A 19,428-nucleotide genomic window follows, 5' to 3' on the forward strand; every position below is an offset into this window, starting at 1 on the left:
ATCTTGCCAGAAATCCAAATGGAACGGCAGGGAAATTGTTTAACCGTGCTACAGTGGGCTGGTTCAAGGCGGTCATTGGCCTGGGCCAAACCTGCGAAGGGGCCCGGCTGGGCGCATTCGCGGCGCTTTCGGCCAGCTAGGTGCCGGTTGGCGCGTGGCCGTCGCCGCCATGCGTCAAGGCATGGTAGCGGAAGGCTTCGCGGATATTGTCGCGCAGTGCCTGGTCGTCCCAAGGCTTGGTATAGAAGCGGTAAATCTCACCGCGGTTGATGGCGTTCAGCACGGACTCCAGTTCGGCATAGCCGGACAGGATGATGCGCACCGTGCCCGGGTACAGCTTGCGCACCCGGCTCAGGAACTCGGTGCCGTTCATGTCCGGCATGCGCTGGTCGCTGACCACCACCTGCACTTCATGGGTGGCCAACATGGAGAACGCTTCCTGTGCATTGTGCGCCGCCAGGATCCTGTAGCCATCGCGCCGCAATAGCCGCATCAGGGACGACAGCACATTCGGCTCGTCATCGAGCAGCAGCAAAGTGCCCTTGCGGTCCTCCGCCGCCCGCAGCGCCGGCTGGCGCGATTGCTCCTGCTTCAGCAAGGCGGCGAAAGCCTCCGGCATAATCGGTTGGCTGAGGTGGTAGCCCTGGGCTTCATCACAGTTATAGCGCTGCAGATAGGCCAGTTGCCCTTCCGTCTCCACGCCTTCGGCAATGATGCGGAAGTCGAGGCTGTGGCCCAGCGAAATCACCGAGCGCACGATGGCCGCCACCGTGGGGTCGCCCAGCATGTCGCGCACGAAGGACTGGTCGATTTTCAGGTAGTCGATGGGGAATAGCTTGAGGTAGGCCAGGCTGGAATAACCGGTGCCAAAGTCGTCGATCGAGATCCCCACCCCGACCTTCTTCAGGCGCTGCACGGCGACCACCGCCTCATCGGCGTTCTGCATCATCATGCTCTCGGTCAGCTCCAGTTCGAGGTATTGGGCCTGCAGGCCGGTGCTGCGCAGCGCCTCCACCACCTCGTCAGCCAGGTTCTTGTCGCGGAACTGGCGTGCCGAAACATTCACTGCCACCCGTAACGGCCGCAGCCCGGCGTCCTGCCAGGCCTTGTTCTGCGCGCAGGCGGCGTTGATCACCCAGCGCCCCAGCGCCACGATCAGGCCCGTTTCTTCGGCCACGCCAATGAAGCGCCCCGGAGGGATCAGGCCCATGGTCGGATGGCGCCAGCGCAGCAGAGCTTCGACGCCGGAGATTTCGCCGCTGGCTACATTCATCTTGGGCTGGTAGACCAGGAACATTTCACCGCGCGCCAGGGCGCCGCGCAGTTCGTTTTCAATGGCGGCCCGCTCCACGATGCGCGCATGCATGGCAGGCTCGTAGAACTGCACCTGGTTGCGGCCGCTCTCCTTGGCGCGGTACATGGCAATGTCGGCATAGCGCATCAGGAGCTGCGGATCGGTGCTGTCGGCCGGGTACAGCGCCACGCCCATGCTGCAGGTCACCGTATGCTCCTGCCCCGCCAGCTGCATCGGCGCCGACACGCTGTCGATAATCTTGCTCAGCATGGCTTGCGATGGCGTCGCATCGTGGCTATCGAGCAGCACCAGCACGAATTCATCGCCGCCCATGCGCGCCACGGTGTCGGTGTCGCGCACGCTGGAGCGCAGGCGGCCAGCCACGGTGCGCAGCAGTTCGTCGCCGGCCCCGTGGCCCTGGTTGTCGTTGACCAGCTTGAAGTTGTCCAGGTCGAGGAAAGCTACCCACACCGTGTGGCCATAGCGCTGCGCATAGCTGATCGCTTGCGCCAGGCGGTCGCCGCACAGGTTGCGGTTGGGCAGGCCGGTCAGTGCATCGTGGCTGGCCTGGTGCTCGAGCTGCGCCTGGTAATCCATGGTGGAGGTCATGTCGGTCAGCACGCAGACCCGGTGCGTGTGCTGGCCTTCGCTGCCGCCAACGGGCGCCACGTGCAATTGCGCCCACCAGCTGCGGCCATCGCGGTGGCGGCCGCGCAGCATGAGCTGCACATCGCTTTGGCCATGCACCGCCGCATGCAGGGCGGCTTGGGCCGCCGCATCATCCCGGTCGGCCAGCAATTGCTCAAGGCTGCGGCCGGCCAGTTCGCCGGCCGCATCGCCGGTCAGCTCGGCCAGCGCCTGGTTGGCGTATTCGATGGTATCGCTGCCGTCATGGATAGCGGTGATGGCAATTGCATTCACGCTCGATTCCAGCGCGCGGTTATGTAACTGCAGCATCAGCTCGACCTGCTTGCGCTCCGACACATCCTCGATGGTGCCGAGCAGGCCGATGGTCTTGCCAGCCTGGTCGTGCAGGGGCAGCTTGTTGATCAGGAACCAGTGCACGCTGCCGTCGGCGAACAACAGGTGGTCTTCGCGATTCAGCTCAGGCACACCACTGTGGATGATCTTGGCATCGTCGGCGCGGATGCGCTCCGCGTTATGCGACCAGGGGAAATCGAAATCGCTCTTGCCCACGACCGCTTCCTGCGACGACAGGCCGGCCGCTCGCAGGAACACGTCATTGCAGCCGCGGTACCGCAAGTCCAGGTCCTTCCAGAAGATCTGGTGCGGGATATGGTCGACCACCAGTTGCGTCATCTCCTGCGATTCATGCAGGGCCTTTTCGACCCGCAGGCGCCGGGTCACGTCGTGGGCGAACACGAAGCGTGCCTTATGCCCTGCCATCAGCAAAGGATGCGAGGAGATCTCGACCTGGATCAGGCGGCCATCCTTGCAGCGATGGGTCCAGGCGCCGGATTGCTGCGCCGCGGCCTGCGGTGAAGTCTCCAGGTCGTCATGCAGACGCTCCAGCTCGTGGTCGGGGCGGATGTCCTCGATCGTCATCTCGAGGAATTCTTCCTCGCTGTAGCCGTAAATCGCCACCGCCGCGCGATTCACCACCAGGAAACGCAGGGTGGCCACGTCGTACACCCACATGGCATGCGGGTGATGGTCGAACAGGCGCTTGAAGCGCAGCCGCGAACCATAGGAATCGGCCTCGGGCAGCGGGGTGACGATGCAGCGGAAGCATTCGGGCTGGGCGCCATGCCCGGCGTAGTATTCCAGCGCCAGCGAAACCGGGGCACCGTCGCCATCCTTCTCGCACAATGCCAGCTCGCCGCGCCACACGCCGCGCTGCTTGGCCTCGGGAATGGCATCGTCGCGCAGTTCGGCGGCGGCCCAGCTGCGGAACAAGCCGAACGCCTTCTCCCCGGAGCCGAGCTCCTCTGCCAACCGTCGCGCATGGGCGTTCGCGGCAAGCAAAGTGCCATCGGCATCCATCATAAAAGCCAAGTTGGGGCTGTGTTCATACACCGCGGTGAATGCATCCAGCCTGGTCCTTCCGGGCGAAGCGAGAGAAGCCCTATCCATGCGACCGATGGTAGCAGAACTATTTTGCTAGCAGCGCCCATCTGAGCGGCAATGCATCTTCCCGCCACACAAGCTGCTGCGGCTGGAATTCCCAGTGCCTTTCCGTTCCGTCCAAGACAACGCGCGCCGTTCCGCTCATCTGTAACAGACCGCCGCTCTCAAAATCCGGAAACACCAGGCCTGCCCTGCCATTCAGCAGTATGTTACCGAGAGTCGCAAAGAAGCGATTGCCTTCATAGTCTGGCACCAGCAGGCTCCCTGTGCTGCTGATCTGGACAAAGCCTGGCGGCCCGCCGCGGTGCGACACGTCCACACGCATTTCCTCGCCGTCGACAAAATACGTCGCGACAAAAAAAGTTCCGGAACGCCCGATCAGATCGCGCGCCAGTGCATCGAGTTGCGGCAAGTTGCGTGGCGGCAAGCCCGACGGCTCGTCCGGCATCCGCTCGAAACGATAGTCCCGTTCGTGAATGTACTTCGGGCAATTGCCGAACGATTCGGCTACCGCGATTTCAAACTGCTCGCCACCGAGTGCGCGCAGCCGGCCATTCAAGCGGTTGCGGCGGCGCGTATGCAATTCGATGCCGAGCATGCCGACTGCCGCCCCATCGCGCAGGCCGGCCTGCGCCGGGTCGTCGTGCTCCGCCGGCAGCAGGAGCTGCAAGCGCTGCGGATCCGGCGCATGCATGAAGCCTTCTTCCCCGGCACGCAGCGTGGCCCACGGCCGTCCTTCGGCATCGACGCTGCCGAACACGGCGAACGGCAATTGGGCGAAAAAGTCGCGGTGCTGGTCCGGCATGTAATTGCGGATCACCTTGCGGCCGATTTCGTCCATGCGTTCTACCGCGCCAATAGTGGACTGGATCGCGATTTCGCCGGCGTGCCAGGGCGCGTTCATGCTGCCAGCCCGACCGGTGATTTGATGAAGGGCTGGAAGCGCGGCAGGTTTTCAACGCGGGCCAGCCAGGCTTTCACGTTGGCGTAGTCCGCCAGGTCGACATTGCCCTCGGGTGCACGCGCGATATAGCTATACAACGCGATATCGGCAATGGTCGGCCAGCCGGCGGCGATCCACTCCTTGCCGGCCAGGCTGCCTTCGACCAGGCCCAGGATGCGGTGGGCACGAGCGATGGCGTCGGCCGGGTCGATCGGCTTCTTGAACAGCTTGATGATGCGGGCGGTAGCCGGGCCGCTGGCAATTTCACCGGCAGCAACCGATAGCCAGCGCTGCACCCCGGCGGCGCCGACCGGGTCTTGCGGCAGCCAGTTGGCGTTGCCATAGCGCGTGGCGAGGTAGACCAGGATGGCGTTGGAGTCGGCGATCACCACGCCGTCATCCTCCAGCACCGGCACCTGGCCGAAAGGGTTCAGCTGGAGGAAGGCCTCGGTCTTTTGCTCGGACTTCATCAGGTCGACTTCGACCAGCTCGAAGTCCAGGCCCAGCAGGGACAGGAACAGGTGGGCGCGGTGGGCGTGGCCGGAAATTGGGTGGTAGTACAGCTTCATTGGATCTCCTTTCAAGTAATGATGAAAGTTTGATCCATGTTGACGATGATGAGAATCACCGCCAACAACAATTGACTATTCCATTAATCGGAACAATGCTCAGGGCAGCACTTCGAACAGCAGGAATTGCGTGACCTGGCTCTTGCCAAAGTTGTCGTCGCTGGCAAACAGCAGGGTGGCGTGGCCGTTTGGCAGGCGCGGGCCGAAGGCCATGGCTTCCAGGTTGTCGATGCGCGGCAGGCCGAGCGCGCGGAAGTCCAGCACCAGCCGCTTGCGTGCCGGCGTGAATTGCGCACCGGCCAGGCCGGGCAAAGACTTCACATCGCTCGCCTCGCGTGCATCGCTGGCGTACAGCCGCACGTAATTGGTATGGATGCCATCGGCGCTTTGTACCGTGGCGCGTTCCAGCACCAGCAGTTCGCCATCGGGCAGCGCGAGGATTTCGGACACGCCGTTTTCGGCATCCTTGCCCGGCCCCGGTTCAGCCGGAATAGCGTCCAGCGGATAGGCGAACTGGCGCAGCACCTGGCCGTCGCGCTGGAACTGCGTCATGCGCACCACGGCGCCGTGCTGCGGGGTCGGGATCGGGCCATCTTCATACAGCGGCCATTCGATGGAGGCCCACAGGCTGCCACCACCCGGCGCGAAGGCCAACCCTTCGAAGGTAGCGTTGTAGCGCGAGCCGCGTTCTTCGTCCTTGTGCACCTTGAAGTTCTCCGGCAACGGCAATTCGACCAGCAACGCGCCCTCGCGGGTAGCATGGCGGATGAAGGGATCGAGGCTGTAGCGCCGGTCCCCTTCGCTCGAATACCACATGCTGCCGTCCAACGGATCGATGCGGATCGATTCCACGTCGGCGCGCGTACAGCCCCCGGCGGTGGCGACAAAGTTCTTGCCGTCGGCGTTCAGGAAGTAATGCATGCCGGTAAAGCGTACCGCCCGGAATGAAGTAGCGTCGAAATCCAGTTCGGCTTCGTAATAGCGCGCGGGGTTGTGCGTACACCGGTCGTCGCTTTCGACCACCCAGCGGCCGCGGGCCGCATCGTAATCGAGGCCGGAGAAACCGCCCAGCATGGTGTCCTGGAACATGGCCTGGTGCGGTACGCGCTGTTCGCCAATGAAGCGCAGCGCGCTGACTGAAGATGCCGTGGAAGCAGGTGCAAGGCGGGCGGCTGGAGCACAGGCGGCCAAAGCCGCCCCCATTGCCAGCGAGGCAAGGCAACGAACGACGCGCATCATGCGTGGTGCAGGCGCTTGTGCATGCTGCGCAAACCGAGCCACATGCCGGCTGCCACTACCGGCACCATCACACCCATCAGCAGTTCGGGATTGATGCCGACGCCGAGGACCTTGGCGCCCTTGGCGGTATAGCCGATCAGGCCCACCACGTAATACGAGATCGCCGCCACCGACAAGCCTTCCACCGCTTGCTGCAGGCGAAGCTGTTGCGCGGCGCGCGCATTCATCGACTGCAGGATCTTGCGGTTCTGCGCTTCCTGCACGATGCCGACGCGGGTGCGCAGCAAATCGTTGCAGTTGGCGATACGTCCGGCCAGCGCCTGCTGGCGCGCGGCCACGGCTTCGCATGTCTTCATGGCGGGCGCCAGGCGGCGCTCCATGAACTCTTCCACGGTGGGCGTGCCTTCGATGCGCAGCTCGCGCAATTCGTCGATGCGGGCGTTGACCAGGCCGAAATACGCCTTGGCCGCGGCGAAGCGGTAGCTGGTATCGGCCGAAACCTTTTCAATGCGCGCCGCGAGGTGGGTAATGCGGTCGAGCAGCGCCTGTTCGGTGGAGCCGTCGTCGACCTTGCCGTCGGCTTCGACCAGGGCGCCGGCCAGCGTGGCCAGTTCAGCCTCCACTTCGTTCAATTCCGGCGTGGCGTTTTGCGCGGCCGGCAGGCCTAGCAAGGCCATCATGCGGTAGGTTTCGATTTCCAGCACGCGCTGCACCAGGCGGCCCGACTGCTGTTCATGCATGCCGGCGTCGCAGATCACGAAGCGGCTGAAACCGTCGGCGTGGATGGCAAAGTCGGTCCACATTTCGCCGCCATTCATCACCTGGCTGCCTGCCAGCGGGGCACCCTGGAACAGGCGCTGAAGGCTCTCCGCGAACGCACGTTGCATGCCGCCCGGACGCCCAAGCAGCACGTGCGCCGCCACCAGCACCCTGCCCTGCAGGCGCAACAGCCATTGCTCAGGCAGGTGGCGCGAAGGCATATTGGTGAAGGCGTCTTCCGGCAGCGGCATGCTGGCCACGGTTTCAGCGAAAGTGAAGGTGGCGAATTCCGTGTGCAGCTCCCACTTCAGGCGAAAGCGGCCAAAGTCGTGGGTAAAGTATTTACCGCCTGCCGCCGGCGGCGCCACGCCGAAATGGCCACACAGCTCCGCCAGCAACTCCTGCTGCTCCTGTTCGCCCATGATGGCGAAATGGGTCAGCAGAGTCGGCGCATCCAGTTTCAGGAAGGGACGCGAGTGGATTTCGGCAGCGAGGGGCACGCGCTGCGCGTGGTTCAGGCTGGAAAACACGATACTCATTGGACTGGGCTCGGTGATGGCGGAGACCAAATATTAACATTGTATTTACCATAAGCCCGGCGGCTGGCCTAGGGCTGGGCGCCGAAGCGCAAGGTGACGGAGCCACCGGCCGCTGCCACGATTGGCTCCAGCCACAGGTATGCCGGCGGGTCACCGGTCCCCAGCCGCAGGCTGGCGCCATCGCTTGTGAACTCCAGTAAGCGCCCGCTGGCCGGGTCGAGCAGGCGCAGCGCGGGATCAACGCCGTTGCCCTTGTCCAGCAGGTAGCGCGCTTGTCCCGGCAGGTCGGCCAGCGGGCGCGCCGAGCGGCAATCCCATGGCGTGCCGGCGACATCCTGCGCGTGCTCGCCGGCCGGCACCACGCGCGCCGCGCTCACCTGCAGCAATTGGCCCGGCACCTCGCCTTCGCCGGCGATATTGAACGCCGCGCGCAGGCAAATCGTCGCCGCTGCGGCTGCTGGCGCCTGGCAATGCAGCGTGAGGCAGCTCGCTTCGTCCAGGATATAGGTCGCCACCACGGCGTGCGGACCGGGACTGACCAGGCGCAGGCCGACGCTGGCGTCCTCCAACAGCGGCACTGCGTGCCAGGGCAGGCGGTGCAAGGCACGTCCCGGCGCGGGAAGCAAATGGATGCCGCAATCCGGCGCTTCGCCGTGCACGACGTTGGCGAGCCGGCCATTCCGGTCGGGTGCGTGGAGCCCGGCAATTGCACCGCCCAGCGTGCTGATCCGCACCTCCATCCCGTGACGGTTGGAAAGCGCAAAAATGAACAGCGGCAAACCCTCTGCCGTATGTCCCGCGTCCTCCTGCGTAATACTTAGTTCCATCTTCTAAGTATATTCAGCCACCCGGGATTTGATAAAATGGGTGTTTATTTCCCGTCGGCAAAATAAATAAATGCAGGCATTGCAAATTTCCTCTCGTACAGCCCTTGCGCTAGGGGCCGCGCTATTAATTGCGTGTTTTTCCGCGCAGGCCGATGAGGTCGCAGATATCAATAAAATGATGCGCGGAGGGCAATTGCCAGCCGCTTTGGCCAAGGTTGATGTTGCATTATCGCAACGGCCAAGGGATGCACAATTGCGATTTATTAAAGGGATGATATTGTCCGAACAGGGCAAAACTGCCGATGCAATTAATGTTTTCCAAAAACTGACGGAAGATTATCCGGAATTACCTGAGCCTTATAACAACCTGGCCGTGCTGCATGCATCGGCCGGCAATTACGATAAGGCCCGCGTTGCGTTGGAACGGGCGATCCGCACCAATCCAGCGTATGCCACCGCCCACGAAAACCTGGGCGATGTCTACGCAAAGCTGGCCAGCCAGTCTTATGACAAAGCCATGCAACTGGCCGATCCGAACCAGCAGCCACCGCAGAAGGCCAAGCTGGCAATGGTGCGGACGCTGACGCCGAAGGGCGGCGAGGCCGCGTCACCGCTGGCGGCAATCGCTGCAGCGTCGGCGCCGGCACCTGCCAAGACCGCCGCGCCGTCCTCGGCGCCGGCCCCGGTCATCGCGCAGGCGGCGCCTGCCCCGGTTCCGGCCCCTGCCCCCGCTCCGGCCAGGTTGCCTCCGGCGGCTGCAAAACCTGTCCCGCTTCCAGCACCGGCGCCCGCGCCGGTCCTGGCACAGGCCAAGCCAATCCCGACGGTTCCGCCGGCGGCGGCCCCGGCTCCAGCGCCGGCGGTACAATTGGCAAAGGCGGCGCCCAAAGCCGAGCAGGCCCGGAAAGAAGATGCCGATGGCACCGATGTCGTCAGGGCTGTCGAGAACTGGGCTAAAGCCTGGAGCGCACAGGACATGAAAGGCTACCTGAACGCCTACGGCAGCAATTTCCAGACGCCGAAAGGCCAGAACCGCAAAGCCTGGGAAGCCGACCGTACCGCCCGCATCGAGGGCAAAGGCCATATCAAGGTGTCCGTCGAGGCGCCGCAAGTGACGGTCAATGGCAATACCGCGACCGTGAAATTCCGCCAGAAGTATGTGTCGGACCGCCTCAGCACCACCGGACGCAAGACCCTGGTGCTGGAGAAGCAAGGCAAGAATTGGCTGATCAAGCAAGAGCAGTCGGGGGGCTGATGGAGATGTCGAAGCGAGCAAGTGCCAGCGCCGCTGCAGCGCTGCTGGCAGCATGCGCCCTGCTGACGCCAGCCGGTACCGGCATGGCCAAGTCCATTCATCCGGCCGAAGCCCCGCGCGCGCGCAAGGATGCGGAAATCATGCTGCTCGAGATTTACCAGGACCTGCGCGCCAGCCAGCTTCAGGAAGCAATGGCCAAGGCCGATGCCCTGGTGCAGGCCTACCCGAATTTCCGCGTTGGCCACCTGATCCGCGGCGACCTGCTGCTGATGCACACCAAGCCGGTGGGCCAGCTCGGCGCCGGCGCCAGCGGCCCGGCCGACAAGCTGAAAGACTTGCGCGATGAAGCGCGCGTGCGCCTGCAAACCCTGGTGGCGCGTCCCGGCCCGGAGCTGGCGCCGCGCTCCGTACTACAGCTTCGCGCCGACATGCGCCATGTGCTGGTGGTCGACGCCACCCAATCGCGCCTGTACGTTTACCAGCACAACAACGGCGAGCTGAAACTGGTGACCGATTACTACGTCAGCCAGGGCAAGCTGGGCGTCGACAAGTTCCGCGAAGGCGACCAGAAAACCCCGCTCGGCGTGTACTACATTACCGGCCGCGTATCCGGCCCCAAGCTGCCCGACTTTTACGGCGCCAGCGCACTGCGCATCAATTACCCCAACGAGTGGGACCGGCTGAATGGCCGCAGCGGCGGCGGCATCTTCCTGCATGGCACGCCAGCCGATAATTACAGTCGCCCGCCCCTCGCCTCCGATGGCTGCGTGGTGCTGACCAATGACGATTTGCGCAAGCTGGAAGGCACGGTCGACATCGGCAAGACCCCGGTGGTGATTGCCGACCACCAGGAATTCATCAGCAAGGCCAAATGGGATAACGAACGCTTCACCGCGAACCGCCTGGTCGAATCCTGGCGCGCCGACCTGGTCAGCGCCGACAGCAAGCGCCTGCTGAAGAACTATTCGGGCAAGTTCAAGTCGGCCAATGGCGAAGACCTGAAGACCTGGTATGAGAAGGACATGCGCCCCTTGGCCAGCGTGGCTGGACTCAGCGTGTCGCTCAGCGAAGTGACCATCTTCCGCTACCCAAGCCGCGACGACATGCTGGTCAGCACCTTTACCCTCGAGTCGAAGATCGGCAAGAACCGCTCCACCCAGCGCAAGCGCCAATACTGGGCGCGTGAAGGCAGCGAGTGGAAGATCATCTTCGAAAGCATGATCTGAAGATCCCCTTGCGCACGCAACTTCTCAGTTGCGCCGCACTGGCGGGCATCGCCATTGCCATCCTGCTGCTCCGGCAGGCGCCGCTCGCCGCATTGCTGCAGGCCGGCTGGCCGTGGTGGCAGCAAGGCCTGGCGGGCATTGCCATCGGGCTGCTTGCGGGCGGCACTTCAGCCCTGACCACGCTGCGCAAGCCAGATTCCGAAGCCGTGCAGCGCACTGCCGCCAGCTACGCGCGGCTCGACCTCAGTGGCTGGAATCCCTTATGGATATCGCTCGCCGCCGGCGTATCGGAAGAACTGCTGTTCCGTGCCGCGCTGCAGCCGCTGGCCGGGATCTGGGGCGCCAGCCTGCTGTTCCTGCTGGTGCACGCCGGCGCCTACGACTTCCGCCGCTTCGACCGGGCGGCCCTGTGGCAAGCCAGCGGCGTGTTCGGCATGGGCGTGCTGCTCGGCTTCGCCTTCGAGTACGCCGGCTTGCTATGCGTGATGATCGCCCATGCCATCGTCGACATCATTGGCCTGTGCCTGGTTCGCCGGCTGGCCATGCGTTAACCCTTTACTGGAAGGCCACCTCGGCGAAACTGCGCAGTTTGCGGCTATGCAGCTTGTCCGAACCTAGGCCGCGCAGCAATTCAAGCGCGCGGATGCCGATGCGCAGGTGCTGGTCGACGCGGTCGCGGTAGAACTGGTTGGCCATGCCTGGCAGCTTGATCTCGCCATGCAGCGGCTTGTCGCTGACGCACAGCAGCGTGCCGTAAGGGACGCGGAAGCGGAAGCCGTTGGCGGCAATGGTGGCACTTTCCATGTCCAGCGCCACCGCCCTGCTCTGGCTGAAGCGGCGCTCAGGGGTGCGCTGCGGCAGCAGCTCCCAATTGCGGTTGTCGGTACTGGCCACGGTACCGGTGCGCAGCACGCGCTTCAGGTCATGGCCGCCCAACCGAGTGACTTCCGCCACCGCCGATTCGATCGCCACCTGCACTTCGGCCAGGGCCGGAATCGGCACCCACAGCGGCAAATCCTCGTCCAGCACGTGGTCTTCACGCACATAGCCGTGGGCCAGCACATAGTCGCCCAGCTGCTGCGTATTGCGCAGGCCGGCGCAGTGGCCCAGCATCAGCCAGGCATGCGGGCGCAGTACCGCGATGTGGTCGGTGGCGGTCTTGGCGTTGGCCGGGCCGACGCCGATATTCACCATGCTGATGCCGCTGCCGTCGGCGCGCACCAGGTGGTAGCCCGGCATCTGCGGCAGGCGTGGCGGCGCGGCGCCCAGGTCGTCGCCCGGCTGCATGGCGTGGCCGACGCGGCGCGTGACGATATTGCCCGGTTCGACAAAGGCTACATAGCCGTCGCTGTCGGGGCTGGCCATCAGCTCATGGCCCAGGCGCACGAATTCGTCGATGTAGAACTGGTAGTTCGTGAACATGACGAAGTTCTGGAAATGCTCGGGCGAGGTGCCGGTGTAATGGCGCAGGCGCTGCAGCGAATAGTCGACGCGCGGCGCGGTGAACAGCGACAAGGGCTGCGCCTCGCCGGGTGCAGCCTCGAATGTGCCGTTGGCGATGCCGTCGTCCATGGCCGCCAGGTTGGGCAGGTCGAAGACGTCGCGCATCAGCAGGCGGCGCTCGGCGCTCAGGCTGCCCTCGATGTGGTCGTGCTCAGCGAAGGAAAAGTGGATGGGAATCGGCTGCGAGCTGAGCCCTACTTCGATCTGCATCTGCTGCTGGCCGTGGTTTTTCAACAGCAGCCGGAATTGTTCGGTGTAATAGCCTTCAAACAGGTCGGGGCGCGTCAGGGTTGTTTCGAAGGCGCCGGGGCCGGCGACAAAGCCGTAGGACAGGCGCGAATCGGCGCGCGCCACGGTTTCTGTCTGCACCCGGACATACGGGTAGCAGGCCCGCACGCGCTCGGTCGGCGTTTCGCCTTCGACAAAGCGCTGCAGCGATTCGCGCAGGAAGCGGATACTATCGTCATAAATTGCCCGGACCTGGGCCAGTGCTGCGGAAGGATCGTCAAACATGCGGGGTGCTACGTGGGGACGGCTGAACATCGTGCTACTCCTTTCTGCGGGCTTCGTCCTATTATAATGGCAGCATGTGGCAGAAATATTTAATCGGATTGATTGCGGCAGGCGGCACGGCAAATGCGCTGGCAGATGCGCCGTTAACCGTAGCCTGGCGCGAGAAACCACCTTACTATTACTTTGACGAGAACAAGGTCGCGAAAGGCTTCATGCTGGAACGCGCCAAGCAGGTATTTGCAGCAGCCGGCGTGCCTGCGGTGTTCGTCAACGAGCCGCAAAAACGCATCTGGGCCAATTTCAACCACGGCACCCCGAATTACTGTTCGATCAGTTGGTACCGCCTGCCCGAGCGCGAAGCCGTTGCGCAATATTCGCTGCCGGTGCATGCCGACCTGCCGCATGCCGTGCTGGCCGTGCCGGCGGTGGCGGACCGCATCAGGTCCCACCAGAACCTGAAAGCCCTGCTTTCGGATAAATCGCTGACGCTGGGCGTGATCGATGGCGTTTCCTATGGTCCGGAACTCGATGCCCTGATCGCCAGCAGCAAGAACCGCATCATGCGGCGCACCGTGGAAACCTCGGCCATGTTCCGCATGGTGGCATTCGGCCGCGCCGATTACCTGTTTGTCGATCGCGAAGACTGGAACTACCTGCGCCTCAAGTTCCCTGAACTGCAATCGCTGGTACTGATCGATGTCGCCGACATGCCGCCCGGCCTGAAACGCCATATCGTCTGCAGCCGGGACGTGCCGCCTGAGACGATGGACCGCCTGAACCGCGCCATCCTGGCGCGCAACGATACGCCGCGCCGCTAGCTTTATATTCCCTTGGCGCCGAGCACCTGCATGCGCTGGCGCCAGGCCGCCACCGCCACCGCATCCATCTTGCCGGCGCCGCCGACCAGCGTCTTGCGCACCGGCGCAATGCCGACGAAGTTCAGAATATTGCGCTCCAGCGATTTCAGGCTGTGGGCGCAGAAGTACCAGCGATAGAACAGCGCCGGCATCCCCATCGTCACCACCACGCGTGCGCTGCGGCCGGCCAGCAGGCCCGCGTGCAGAGGGTTCCTGGCCTTGCTGTCCAGTGCAAAACCGGGGCGCGCCACCTGTTCCAGGAAGGCTTTCAGGCGAGCCGGCATGTCGCCCAGCCAGAGCGGATAGAAGATCGCGATATGCTGCGCACCGGCGATGCAGCGCTGGGCCGGGGCCAGCGCCGGCGGCACGTCGCCCTGCTCCCATTCATGGGCATTGGCCAGCAAGGGAAATTCCAGCATGGCCGGCGTGACCACCTCCACCTGGTGGCCGGCTGCACGGGCAGCGCCGGCATAGGCCTCGGCCAGGGCATGGCACAGATGCCCGCCGGCCGGGTCGGGATGGCCCTGGATCACGAGGATCTTGCTCATGCGTCCTCCACCGTGACCAGGTTGCTTTGGGCTTCGGCGTATTCCAGCGCATAAGCCAGTTCGCCCGGCGTGTCGGCATGAATCGACAGGATTGGCTGACCCACTTCGAGCCTGCTGCCAAGCGGCGCAAGGAAGCGCACGCCGGCGGCTGCGGCGCGCGGCGCACCGGCCAGCTTGGCCAGCGTGGCAAGCTTGCGGTTGTCGACGGCCACCACGCGGCCGGCATGGCGCGCATCCAGCACGTGGGTGCAGGCAGCAACCGGAGGCTGGCGCATGCCGCCCTGCGCGGCGCAGATGGCCTGGAACTTGGCCCAGGCGGCGCCCGAGTCCAGGGTTTGCGCGGCCAGCGCCATGCCTTCGCCGGGTGCGGCGCGGCCGCCCAGTTCCAGTACGCCGGCGGCAAGTGCCAGGGCGCGCTGGCGCAAGTCCTGCGGCGCGTTGGGCGCGCCTTGCAGCACCGCCAGCACGTCCATCGCTTCCAGCGCCGGGCCGATGCCGGCGCCGACCGGCTGGCTGCCGTCGCTGAGGATGCATTGCACCGCCAGGCCCAGCGCTCGGCCGGCGCCTTCCAGGCGCCCGGCAAGCTGGCTTGCGGCCTGTTCGGAGCGCACCTTGGCGGTACGGCCGACCGGAATGTCGATCAGCACGTGGCTGGCGCCGGCCGCCAGCTTTTTCGACAGTACCGAGGCAACCAGCAAGCCATCGCTATCGAGTTCCAGCGGTCGTTCGACGCGAATCAGCACGTCGTCGGCCGGGCTCAGGGTCACGCTGCCGCCCCATACGATGCAAGCGCCCTCCTGCTGCACCACGCGGCGCATGGCGTCTATGCCGATGGCTACCGGCGCCAGCGTTTCCATGGTATCGGCCGTGCCGGCCGGCGACGTGATGGCGCGCGAAGAAGTCTTGGGCATGGTCATGCCGCAAGCTGCAACAATCGGCACCACCAGCAGCGTGGTGCGGTTGCCGGGCAGGCCGCCGACGCAGTGCTTGTCCACCACCACCTGGGGCGTCCAGTGCATGCGCTGGCCTGCCGCAGCCATGACGCGCGTCAGGGCGATGGTTTCCGCCAGGTCGAGGCGATTGCCCGAGCAGGCCGTGATGAAGCTGGAAAGGTGGATGTCCGGATAGCGGCCGCCGGCAATATCGGTAATGATGGCCTGCGCCGCCGCATCGTCCAGCGGCCGGCCGTGGATCTTGCCGCGCACAGCGGCGAAGGAAGCCAGTGGCGCCGGGTGGCGCACGCTGACCGGGATGCCAGGCGTCGCAGCCAGCGCTTCCCAGGCCGCCTCGGACAGGCCGATATCCTGCTCGTCCAGCAGGTCGCCATCGACCACGTTCAGCGTTGCGACGACGCTTTGCGCGCCGCATTGCAATTCAATGCGCGATTGCGCTTCAAAGCCTTCGGCGCGGCACACCTTGCAGTCGCGCCGCATATAAGCCACCGGTTGCTGGTAGGTGTCGATGCCAAGCCGCCTGGCACGTAATGCATATCCCATGGTCCACTCCTTTCGCCCAGCCTAAGCGATCCACCCGGTACCCGGAATGACCTGGATCAATTTCAGAAGCTGCGCGCCAGCCCGAGAACCAGTTTGCTGTGCATCCTGCTGGACGGGGAGCTGGCGCGGCTGCCATAGCCGCCGCTGGCGCCAGCGCCCTGGTTGCGCAAACGGACCGTATCCAGGGAGAGCTGCATTTGCCAGCCTTCGAAAGCTGTCCCGATGCCTAAACGCCCTTCCGCGCGGTTGCTTTCCGCATTCCCGGGCGCGGCCAGGTAGCCGCCGCGCCAGAAGTAGCGCCAGGCAGGCCCCAGCGATCCGCCGCCATTGAGTTCAGCATATAGCGTGCGCTCGCGGAAGCCGAGGTAGTCGGGGGAATAATGCAGGCGCGCCGAATAGTTTTCAAAGGACAGGCCGGCAAACACTTCGCGGAAGTTCCAGTCCGGTGCGCCGTGGAAGGCATAGGCCGAAACGCCCGCTTCCCATGAGAGGCCGGATTGCAGGCGCTGGGCGTACCCGCCATAACCCAGCCACTGTGCGTTGCGGTGCGATTGCGGCGCCAGCTGGCCGCTGACCACCTGGCCACCGGCAAACCAGCCAGCGGCGCCGTCGATATCGAGCGAGAGCCGCGCCGCCGGCTTGCCTGAACTGAGGGAGATGCCGCGGTACATGTAGTCCGAGACGATGCCGGCGCTGCCGCTCACTTGTGCCTGGGCACTCGCTGCAAAGATGCAGGCCAGCCCTGTCAGGGCGAACGCGCCAGGTTGTCGGTGGAAGGGTTGGGGCATGCGCAGGAACATTTACCGGTAATGCGCATGATGGTGGCGCAAAGATCTATCCCCGTCAACGGTGCGGGGCCGCTGCTGCGCACGATGCCTTCATGGAGGCGCTCGCCGTTCAGCTGCGGCTTCAGTTCGCCGAGCAGGGCAAGCATGCCGCTGACATGTGCGGCCGCGTAGGACGAGCCGGAGACCATGCCCCAGCGGGCGCCAGGCATGGTGGTCGGCACGTCGCGCCCTGGTGCAAGCAGGCATTGGGCATTATGGCGCGGCGCGTCGTCGGCAGCGACAGCGAACACGCCCGGGCTGTTGGCCGGAAAGCCGCCGTCGCCGCGCCCAGGGTCGATTGCGCCCACCACGCGGACGCCGCGCGCCTGCGCCACGCCGACCAGTTGCTGCAGCAGGCGATCCTGGGGGCCGGACAGGCTCATGTTGATCACTTGCGCATTGTGCAGCAAGGCGTAGTTGAGGGCTTTGGCCAGCGTGAAGCTGTTGCAGCGCGTGGCGCTGTCGGCTTGCCAGCAGGCGCGCAGTGCCATCAGGCGAGCTTCCGGCGCAATGCCGGCGATGCCGATGCCGTTGTCGGCGCGCGCGGCGATGACGCCCGCCACCGCCGTGCCATGTTCTTCGGCTATATAGGCCTGGCCGTCGACGAAATTTTCCTGCACCGCCACCTGGCCCGCCAGGTCGGGATGGCCGGCTTCGACGCCGCTGTCGATCACCGCCACCAGCACATTGCGGCCGGTGGTGGACTTGCGCACCTGTTCCAGTTGCCATGGCGCTGCCGCCGGCTGCACTCGGTACAACGGGTCGCCCGGGCTGCCGGACGTGCCGGCAGCCCCGCCCTGCGCGCTGAATTCCTGGATGGCCTGCGCCCAGGCGACGCGGCTGTCACGCGTCAGCGCGGCCAGCACCGCAGCCGGATCGCGGCCAGCGGCAAGCCGCATGCGATAGCAATCGACGTTCAGCGCCGGCATCGGCCAGTCTTCCATCATTTGCAAGCCATGCTCGCGCGCCAGTGCCGCGGCAATGCGTTGGCGCGCCTGGCGGCCGGCATCGTCGCGATAACTGGCCCCGCTGTAGCCGTCGGCCCGGAAATGGGGCGCCGGCAGGTGCAGCATGACGAGGATGTCCGCACCGGCTGCGGTGGCGGGAATGGCGGCCGCCGGCGTGGTTTGCGCCCCTTGTGCGGCGCCAGCCAGTCCGCAACACGCCCATAGCATGCAGGCGATCAATGCCATCCAACCCTTCACTGCTTGCCCTCCGCTGCCAGTGCCTCGGCCAACGCAACTGCGGGATCGGAGCGCAGGGCCGCCAACACCGCGCTGCGCTGCGCGGGTTCGACATCGAGCAGCCAGGCGCCGGTGGCGGTCGGTCCGCCAACCAGGTGTGCGCCGGATGTTTTCAGCAGGCGCTGCACGTCCTGCACACTGGCATCGGGCTTGAACACCACGAGCACGTCGGGCGTGGCTGCGGGCGCGCTGCCGAGCGCCTTGTACACAGGCGGTGCGCCGGCCGGCAGCATATTGGCTGCCAGTACCACGATCGCCAATGCCTGTGCCGCGATGGCCCAGCCCTTCCAGTCGCCGGGCCCGCGCAGCCAGTCCAGCAAGGCACTGGCAAAGCGGGACGGCGCCTGCACAACGGGGGATGGCTGGGCGGCGGGCTGGGCCAAAGGGGGCGGCGCCTCGTCCAGCCGCGACATCAGGCGCGCCAGGGCGCGTTCCTGGTCCAATGCGGCCGGCAACGGGGCTGCCGTTTCGATCAGGCGGCGCTGCCAGGCCAGTTCGGCGCGGCATTCGGGGCAGTCGCGCAAATGCCGCTGCACGCGTCCAGCCTCGCCGTCGGCCAGCGAGCCGGCGGCATACCAGGGCAGCAACGCCTGCATGTCCTGGTGTTCCGCAATGTTCGATGGGTCTTGCATGTTCATCGTATTTCTTCCAAATGGTCGGACAACATGTCCTTCAACCGCAGGCGTGCATGGAACATGCGCGTCTTCACGGTATTTACCGGGCAGCCGATGGTTTCGGCGATCTCCTGGTAAGCCATGCCGTGATAATAAGTCAGGCAGACCACGGCGCGCTGCTCCAGCGGCAAGGCGTCCAGCGCGCGGCCGACCCCGCGCTGCAACTGGAGCGCAGCCAGGGCGTGCTCGGGTTCGTGCCATTCTTCACCGGCGACATCCGGCGCTTCCTCCAACGGTTCGTCCAGCCCGCGCAGGGCTTTCAGGGCCTGCCGGTAGGCGATGCCGAAGATCCAGGTCGACACCTTGCTGCTGCCGTCGTAGCTGGAGGCCTTCTGCCACACCACCAGCATGGTGTCGTTGACGATTTCCTCCAGCAGCGGCACGTTGCGCGTCATGCGGTCGAGAAAACGGGCCAGGCGCGGAAAGTAGGCGCGATACAGGGACTGGAAGGCCAGGCGATCGCCGCCCCCTACCAGCCGTATCAGCTCACCGTCGTCGACATCGCCTGTCACTCCCGTCCTCCTGCCAAACCGCATGCACTTTTCTCCTTTTTACGCCTGTGAATACCCAGCCGGAGGAGAAAGGTTCAAAGAAACTTCAAAAATATTTTCCCACCTGATTTTGAACCATTTCCGCCTGCGCCGGTATTGACCGTAACAACATTGACAGAATGTTCAGTACCTGTGTTCGCTCAAACTGCCGTCTGCGGCCCCGCCCTGCTCTCGCCCGACCTGGCTGCCGTGCTGCGTCTGCTGGTGCTGGCGCCTTTGCTGGAGGAATGGGTGGTGCGCGCCGGGCTGCATGCCTGGCTGCTGCCGCGCGTTAGCGCCTGGGTGGCGGTGCCGGCCAGTGCGGCGGCCTTCAGCGCGCTGCACCTGGGCAGCGGGCCGCTGGCGGCAGCGCTGGTGTTCGGCCCGGGCCTGGCGTTCGGCCTGGCTTACCAGCGCTGGCGCGACTGGCGGCTGTGCGCCCTGCTGCATGGCGCATGCAATGCCTGGGCCCTGTCGATGTGTGCTTGAACAACTCA

Annotated in this window: 18 protein-coding genes; 5 read left to right on the plus strand and 13 right to left on the minus strand. The window is 64.9% G+C overall.

Annotated elements, in window-relative coordinates:
- Positions 1–136: 136 nt before the first annotated feature.
- The 6 genes from ASD58_RS20040 to ASD58_RS20065 form a co-directional block, all read right to left on the minus strand.
- On the minus strand, positions 137–3,301 hold the full coding sequence (locus ASD58_RS20040; RefSeq protein ID WP_057262967.1) for an EAL domain-containing protein: 3,165 nt from the start codon (positions 3,299–3,301) through the stop codon (positions 137–139).
- A 106-nt stretch (positions 3,302–3,407) separates the two neighbouring features.
- Positions 3,408–4,286, minus strand: coding sequence for a pyridoxamine 5'-phosphate oxidase family protein (locus ASD58_RS20045; RefSeq protein ID WP_082565547.1), 879 nt, complete (start codon positions 4,284–4,286; stop codon positions 3,408–3,410).
- Positions 4,283–4,894, minus strand: coding sequence for a glutathione S-transferase family protein (locus ASD58_RS20050; protein ID WP_057262969.1), 612 nt, complete (start codon positions 4,892–4,894; stop codon positions 4,283–4,285). The genes ASD58_RS20045 and ASD58_RS20050 overlap by 4 nt, the downstream gene beginning before the upstream one ends.
- 99 nt (positions 4,895–4,993) lie before the next feature.
- Complete coding sequence (locus ASD58_RS20055) at positions 4,994–6,133, minus strand: esterase-like activity of phytase family protein (RefSeq protein WP_057262970.1); 1,140 nt, start codon at positions 6,131–6,133, stop codon at positions 4,994–4,996.
- Entirely contained in the window at positions 6,130–7,431 is a 1,302-nt protein-coding gene (locus ASD58_RS20060) for a DUF3422 family protein (protein ID WP_057262971.1), read from the minus strand. Before ASD58_RS20060 ends, ASD58_RS20055 begins: the two co-directional genes overlap by 4 nt.
- Positions 7,432–7,499: 68 nt before the next feature.
- Positions 7,500–8,258, minus strand: a complete 759-nt coding sequence (locus ASD58_RS20065; RefSeq protein ID WP_082565548.1) for a hypothetical protein — start codon at positions 8,256–8,258, stop codon at positions 7,500–7,502.
- A gap of 70 nt (positions 8,259–8,328) precedes the next feature.
- Between ASD58_RS20065 and ASD58_RS32645 the strand changes: the two genes are divergently transcribed.
- The 3 genes from ASD58_RS32645 to ASD58_RS20080 are packed head-to-tail and all read left to right on the plus strand — an operon-like array spanning position 8,329 to position 11,290.
- Positions 8,329–9,513, plus strand: coding sequence for a tetratricopeptide repeat protein (locus ASD58_RS32645; RefSeq protein ID WP_057262973.1), 1,185 nt, complete (start codon positions 8,329–8,331; stop codon positions 9,511–9,513).
- A 5-nt stretch (positions 9,514–9,518) separates the two neighbouring features.
- Positions 9,519–10,739: a murein L,D-transpeptidase family protein gene (locus ASD58_RS20075; protein WP_229210032.1), complete on the plus strand. Its 1,221-nt coding sequence runs from the start codon at positions 9,519–9,521 to the stop codon at positions 10,737–10,739.
- An 8-nt stretch (positions 10,740–10,747) separates the two neighbouring features.
- Positions 10,748–11,290 (plus strand): CPBP family intramembrane glutamic endopeptidase, encoded by a 543-nt coding sequence (locus tag ASD58_RS20080; protein ID WP_057262975.1) that lies wholly within the window; start codon positions 10,748–10,750, stop codon positions 11,288–11,290.
- A 4-nt stretch (positions 11,291–11,294) separates the two neighbouring features.
- Here the strand turns inward: ASD58_RS20080 and ASD58_RS20085 are convergent, their stop codons facing one another.
- The gene (locus ASD58_RS20085; RefSeq protein ID WP_057262976.1) at positions 11,295–12,785 is read right to left on the minus strand and encodes an AMP nucleosidase; all 1,491 of its coding nucleotides are present in this window, start codon (positions 12,783–12,785) and stop codon (positions 11,295–11,297) included.
- A 44-nt stretch (positions 12,786–12,829) separates the two neighbouring features.
- Between ASD58_RS20085 and ASD58_RS20090 the strand changes: the two genes are divergently transcribed.
- The gene (locus tag ASD58_RS20090; protein WP_057262977.1) at positions 12,830–13,573 is read left to right on the plus strand and encodes an ABC transporter substrate-binding protein; all 744 of its coding nucleotides are present in this window, start codon (positions 12,830–12,832) and stop codon (positions 13,571–13,573) included.
- Positions 13,574–13,575: 2 nt separating this feature from the next.
- On the opposite strand, the gene ASD58_RS20095 is transcribed toward ASD58_RS20090, so the two are convergent.
- The 6 genes from ASD58_RS20095 to ASD58_RS20120 all read right to left on the minus strand — a co-directional run bounded on the left by ASD58_RS20095 (position 13,576) and on the right by ASD58_RS20120 (position 18,913).
- Positions 13,576–14,160 carry an NAD(P)H-dependent oxidoreductase gene (locus tag ASD58_RS20095; RefSeq protein WP_057262978.1) on the minus strand — a complete coding sequence of 195 codons (585 nt, stop codon included), beginning with the start codon at positions 14,158–14,160 and terminating at the stop codon, positions 13,576–13,578.
- Positions 14,157–15,656: a thymidine phosphorylase family protein gene (locus tag ASD58_RS20100; protein ID WP_057262979.1), complete on the minus strand. Its 1,500-nt coding sequence runs from the start codon at positions 15,654–15,656 to the stop codon at positions 14,157–14,159. The genes ASD58_RS20095 and ASD58_RS20100 overlap by 4 nt, the downstream gene beginning before the upstream one ends.
- A 62-nt stretch (positions 15,657–15,718) precedes the next feature.
- Entirely contained in the window at positions 15,719–16,444 is a 726-nt protein-coding gene (locus ASD58_RS20105; RefSeq protein WP_162253040.1) for a TorF family putative porin, read from the minus strand.
- On the minus strand, positions 16,402–17,676 hold the full coding sequence (locus ASD58_RS20110; protein WP_229210033.1) for a S8 family serine peptidase: 1,275 nt from the start codon (positions 17,674–17,676) through the stop codon (positions 16,402–16,404). Before ASD58_RS20110 ends, ASD58_RS20105 begins: the two co-directional genes overlap by 43 nt.
- Positions 17,677–17,684: 8 nt before the next feature.
- Positions 17,685–18,365 carry a zf-HC2 domain-containing protein gene (locus ASD58_RS20115; RefSeq protein ID WP_057262981.1) on the minus strand — a complete coding sequence of 227 codons (681 nt, stop codon included), beginning with the start codon at positions 18,363–18,365 and terminating at the stop codon, positions 17,685–17,687.
- Positions 18,362–18,913, minus strand: a complete 552-nt coding sequence (locus ASD58_RS20120; RefSeq protein ID WP_229210034.1) for an RNA polymerase sigma factor — start codon at positions 18,911–18,913, stop codon at positions 18,362–18,364. The genes ASD58_RS20115 and ASD58_RS20120 overlap by 4 nt, the downstream gene beginning before the upstream one ends.
- A 171-nt stretch (positions 18,914–19,084) precedes the next feature.
- On the opposite strand from ASD58_RS20120, the gene mrtJ reads away from it, so the two are divergent.
- Entirely contained in the window at positions 19,085–19,420 is a 336-nt protein-coding gene (gene mrtJ / locus ASD58_RS20125; RefSeq protein WP_057262983.1) for a JDVT-CTERM system glutamic-type intramembrane protease, read from the plus strand.
- Positions 19,421–19,428 lie beyond the last annotated feature (8 nt).

Origin of the sequence: Duganella sp. Root1480D1 (genome assembly GCF_001427305.1) — a bacterium.
Classification (GTDB): domain Bacteria; phylum Pseudomonadota; class Gammaproteobacteria; order Burkholderiales; family Burkholderiaceae_D; genus Rugamonas.

Coding starts and splice junctions, on each gene's coding strand:
- ASD58_RS20055 (WP_057262970.1), bottom strand. CDS start 6,133: ATGATGCGCGTCGTTCGTTGCCTTGCCTCGCTGGCAATGGGGGCGGCT.
- ASD58_RS20040 (WP_057262967.1), bottom strand. CDS start 3,301: ATGATGGATGCCGATGGCACTTTGCTTGCCGCGAACGCCCATGCGCGA.
- ASD58_RS20095 (WP_057262978.1), bottom strand. CDS start 14,160: ATGAGCAAGATCCTCGTGATCCAGGGCCATCCCGACCCGGCCGGCGGG.
- ASD58_RS20045 (WP_082565547.1), bottom strand. CDS start 4,286: ATGAACGCGCCCTGGCACGCCGGCGAAATCGCGATCCAGTCCACTATT.
- ASD58_RS20110 (WP_229210033.1), bottom strand. CDS start 17,676: ATGGCATTGATCGCCTGCATGCTATGGGCGTGTTGCGGACTGGCTGGC.
- ASD58_RS20105 (WP_162253040.1), bottom strand. CDS start 16,444: ATGCCCCAACCCTTCCACCGACAACCTGGCGCGTTCGCCCTGACAGGG.
- ASD58_RS20085 (WP_057262976.1), bottom strand. CDS start 12,785: ATGTTCAGCCGTCCCCACGTAGCACCCCGCATGTTTGACGATCCTTCC.
- ASD58_RS20100 (WP_057262979.1), bottom strand. CDS start 15,656: ATGGGATATGCATTACGTGCCAGGCGGCTTGGCATCGACACCTACCAG.
- ASD58_RS20115 (WP_057262981.1), bottom strand. CDS start 18,365: ATGAACATGCAAGACCCATCGAACATTGCGGAACACCAGGACATGCAG.
- ASD58_RS20065 (WP_082565548.1), bottom strand. CDS start 8,258: ATGGAACTAAGTATTACGCAGGAGGACGCGGGACATACGGCAGAGGGT.
- ASD58_RS20060 (WP_057262971.1), bottom strand. CDS start 7,431: ATGAGTATCGTGTTTTCCAGCCTGAACCACGCGCAGCGCGTGCCCCTC.
- ASD58_RS32645 (WP_057262973.1), top strand. CDS start 8,329: ATGCAGGCATTGCAAATTTCCTCTCGTACAGCCCTTGCGCTAGGGGCC.
- ASD58_RS20075 (WP_229210032.1), top strand. CDS start 9,519: ATGTCGAAGCGAGCAAGTGCCAGCGCCGCTGCAGCGCTGCTGGCAGCA.
- ASD58_RS20050 (WP_057262969.1), bottom strand. CDS start 4,894: ATGAAGCTGTACTACCACCCAATTTCCGGCCACGCCCACCGCGCCCAC.
- ASD58_RS20090 (WP_057262977.1), top strand. CDS start 12,830: ATGTGGCAGAAATATTTAATCGGATTGATTGCGGCAGGCGGCACGGCA.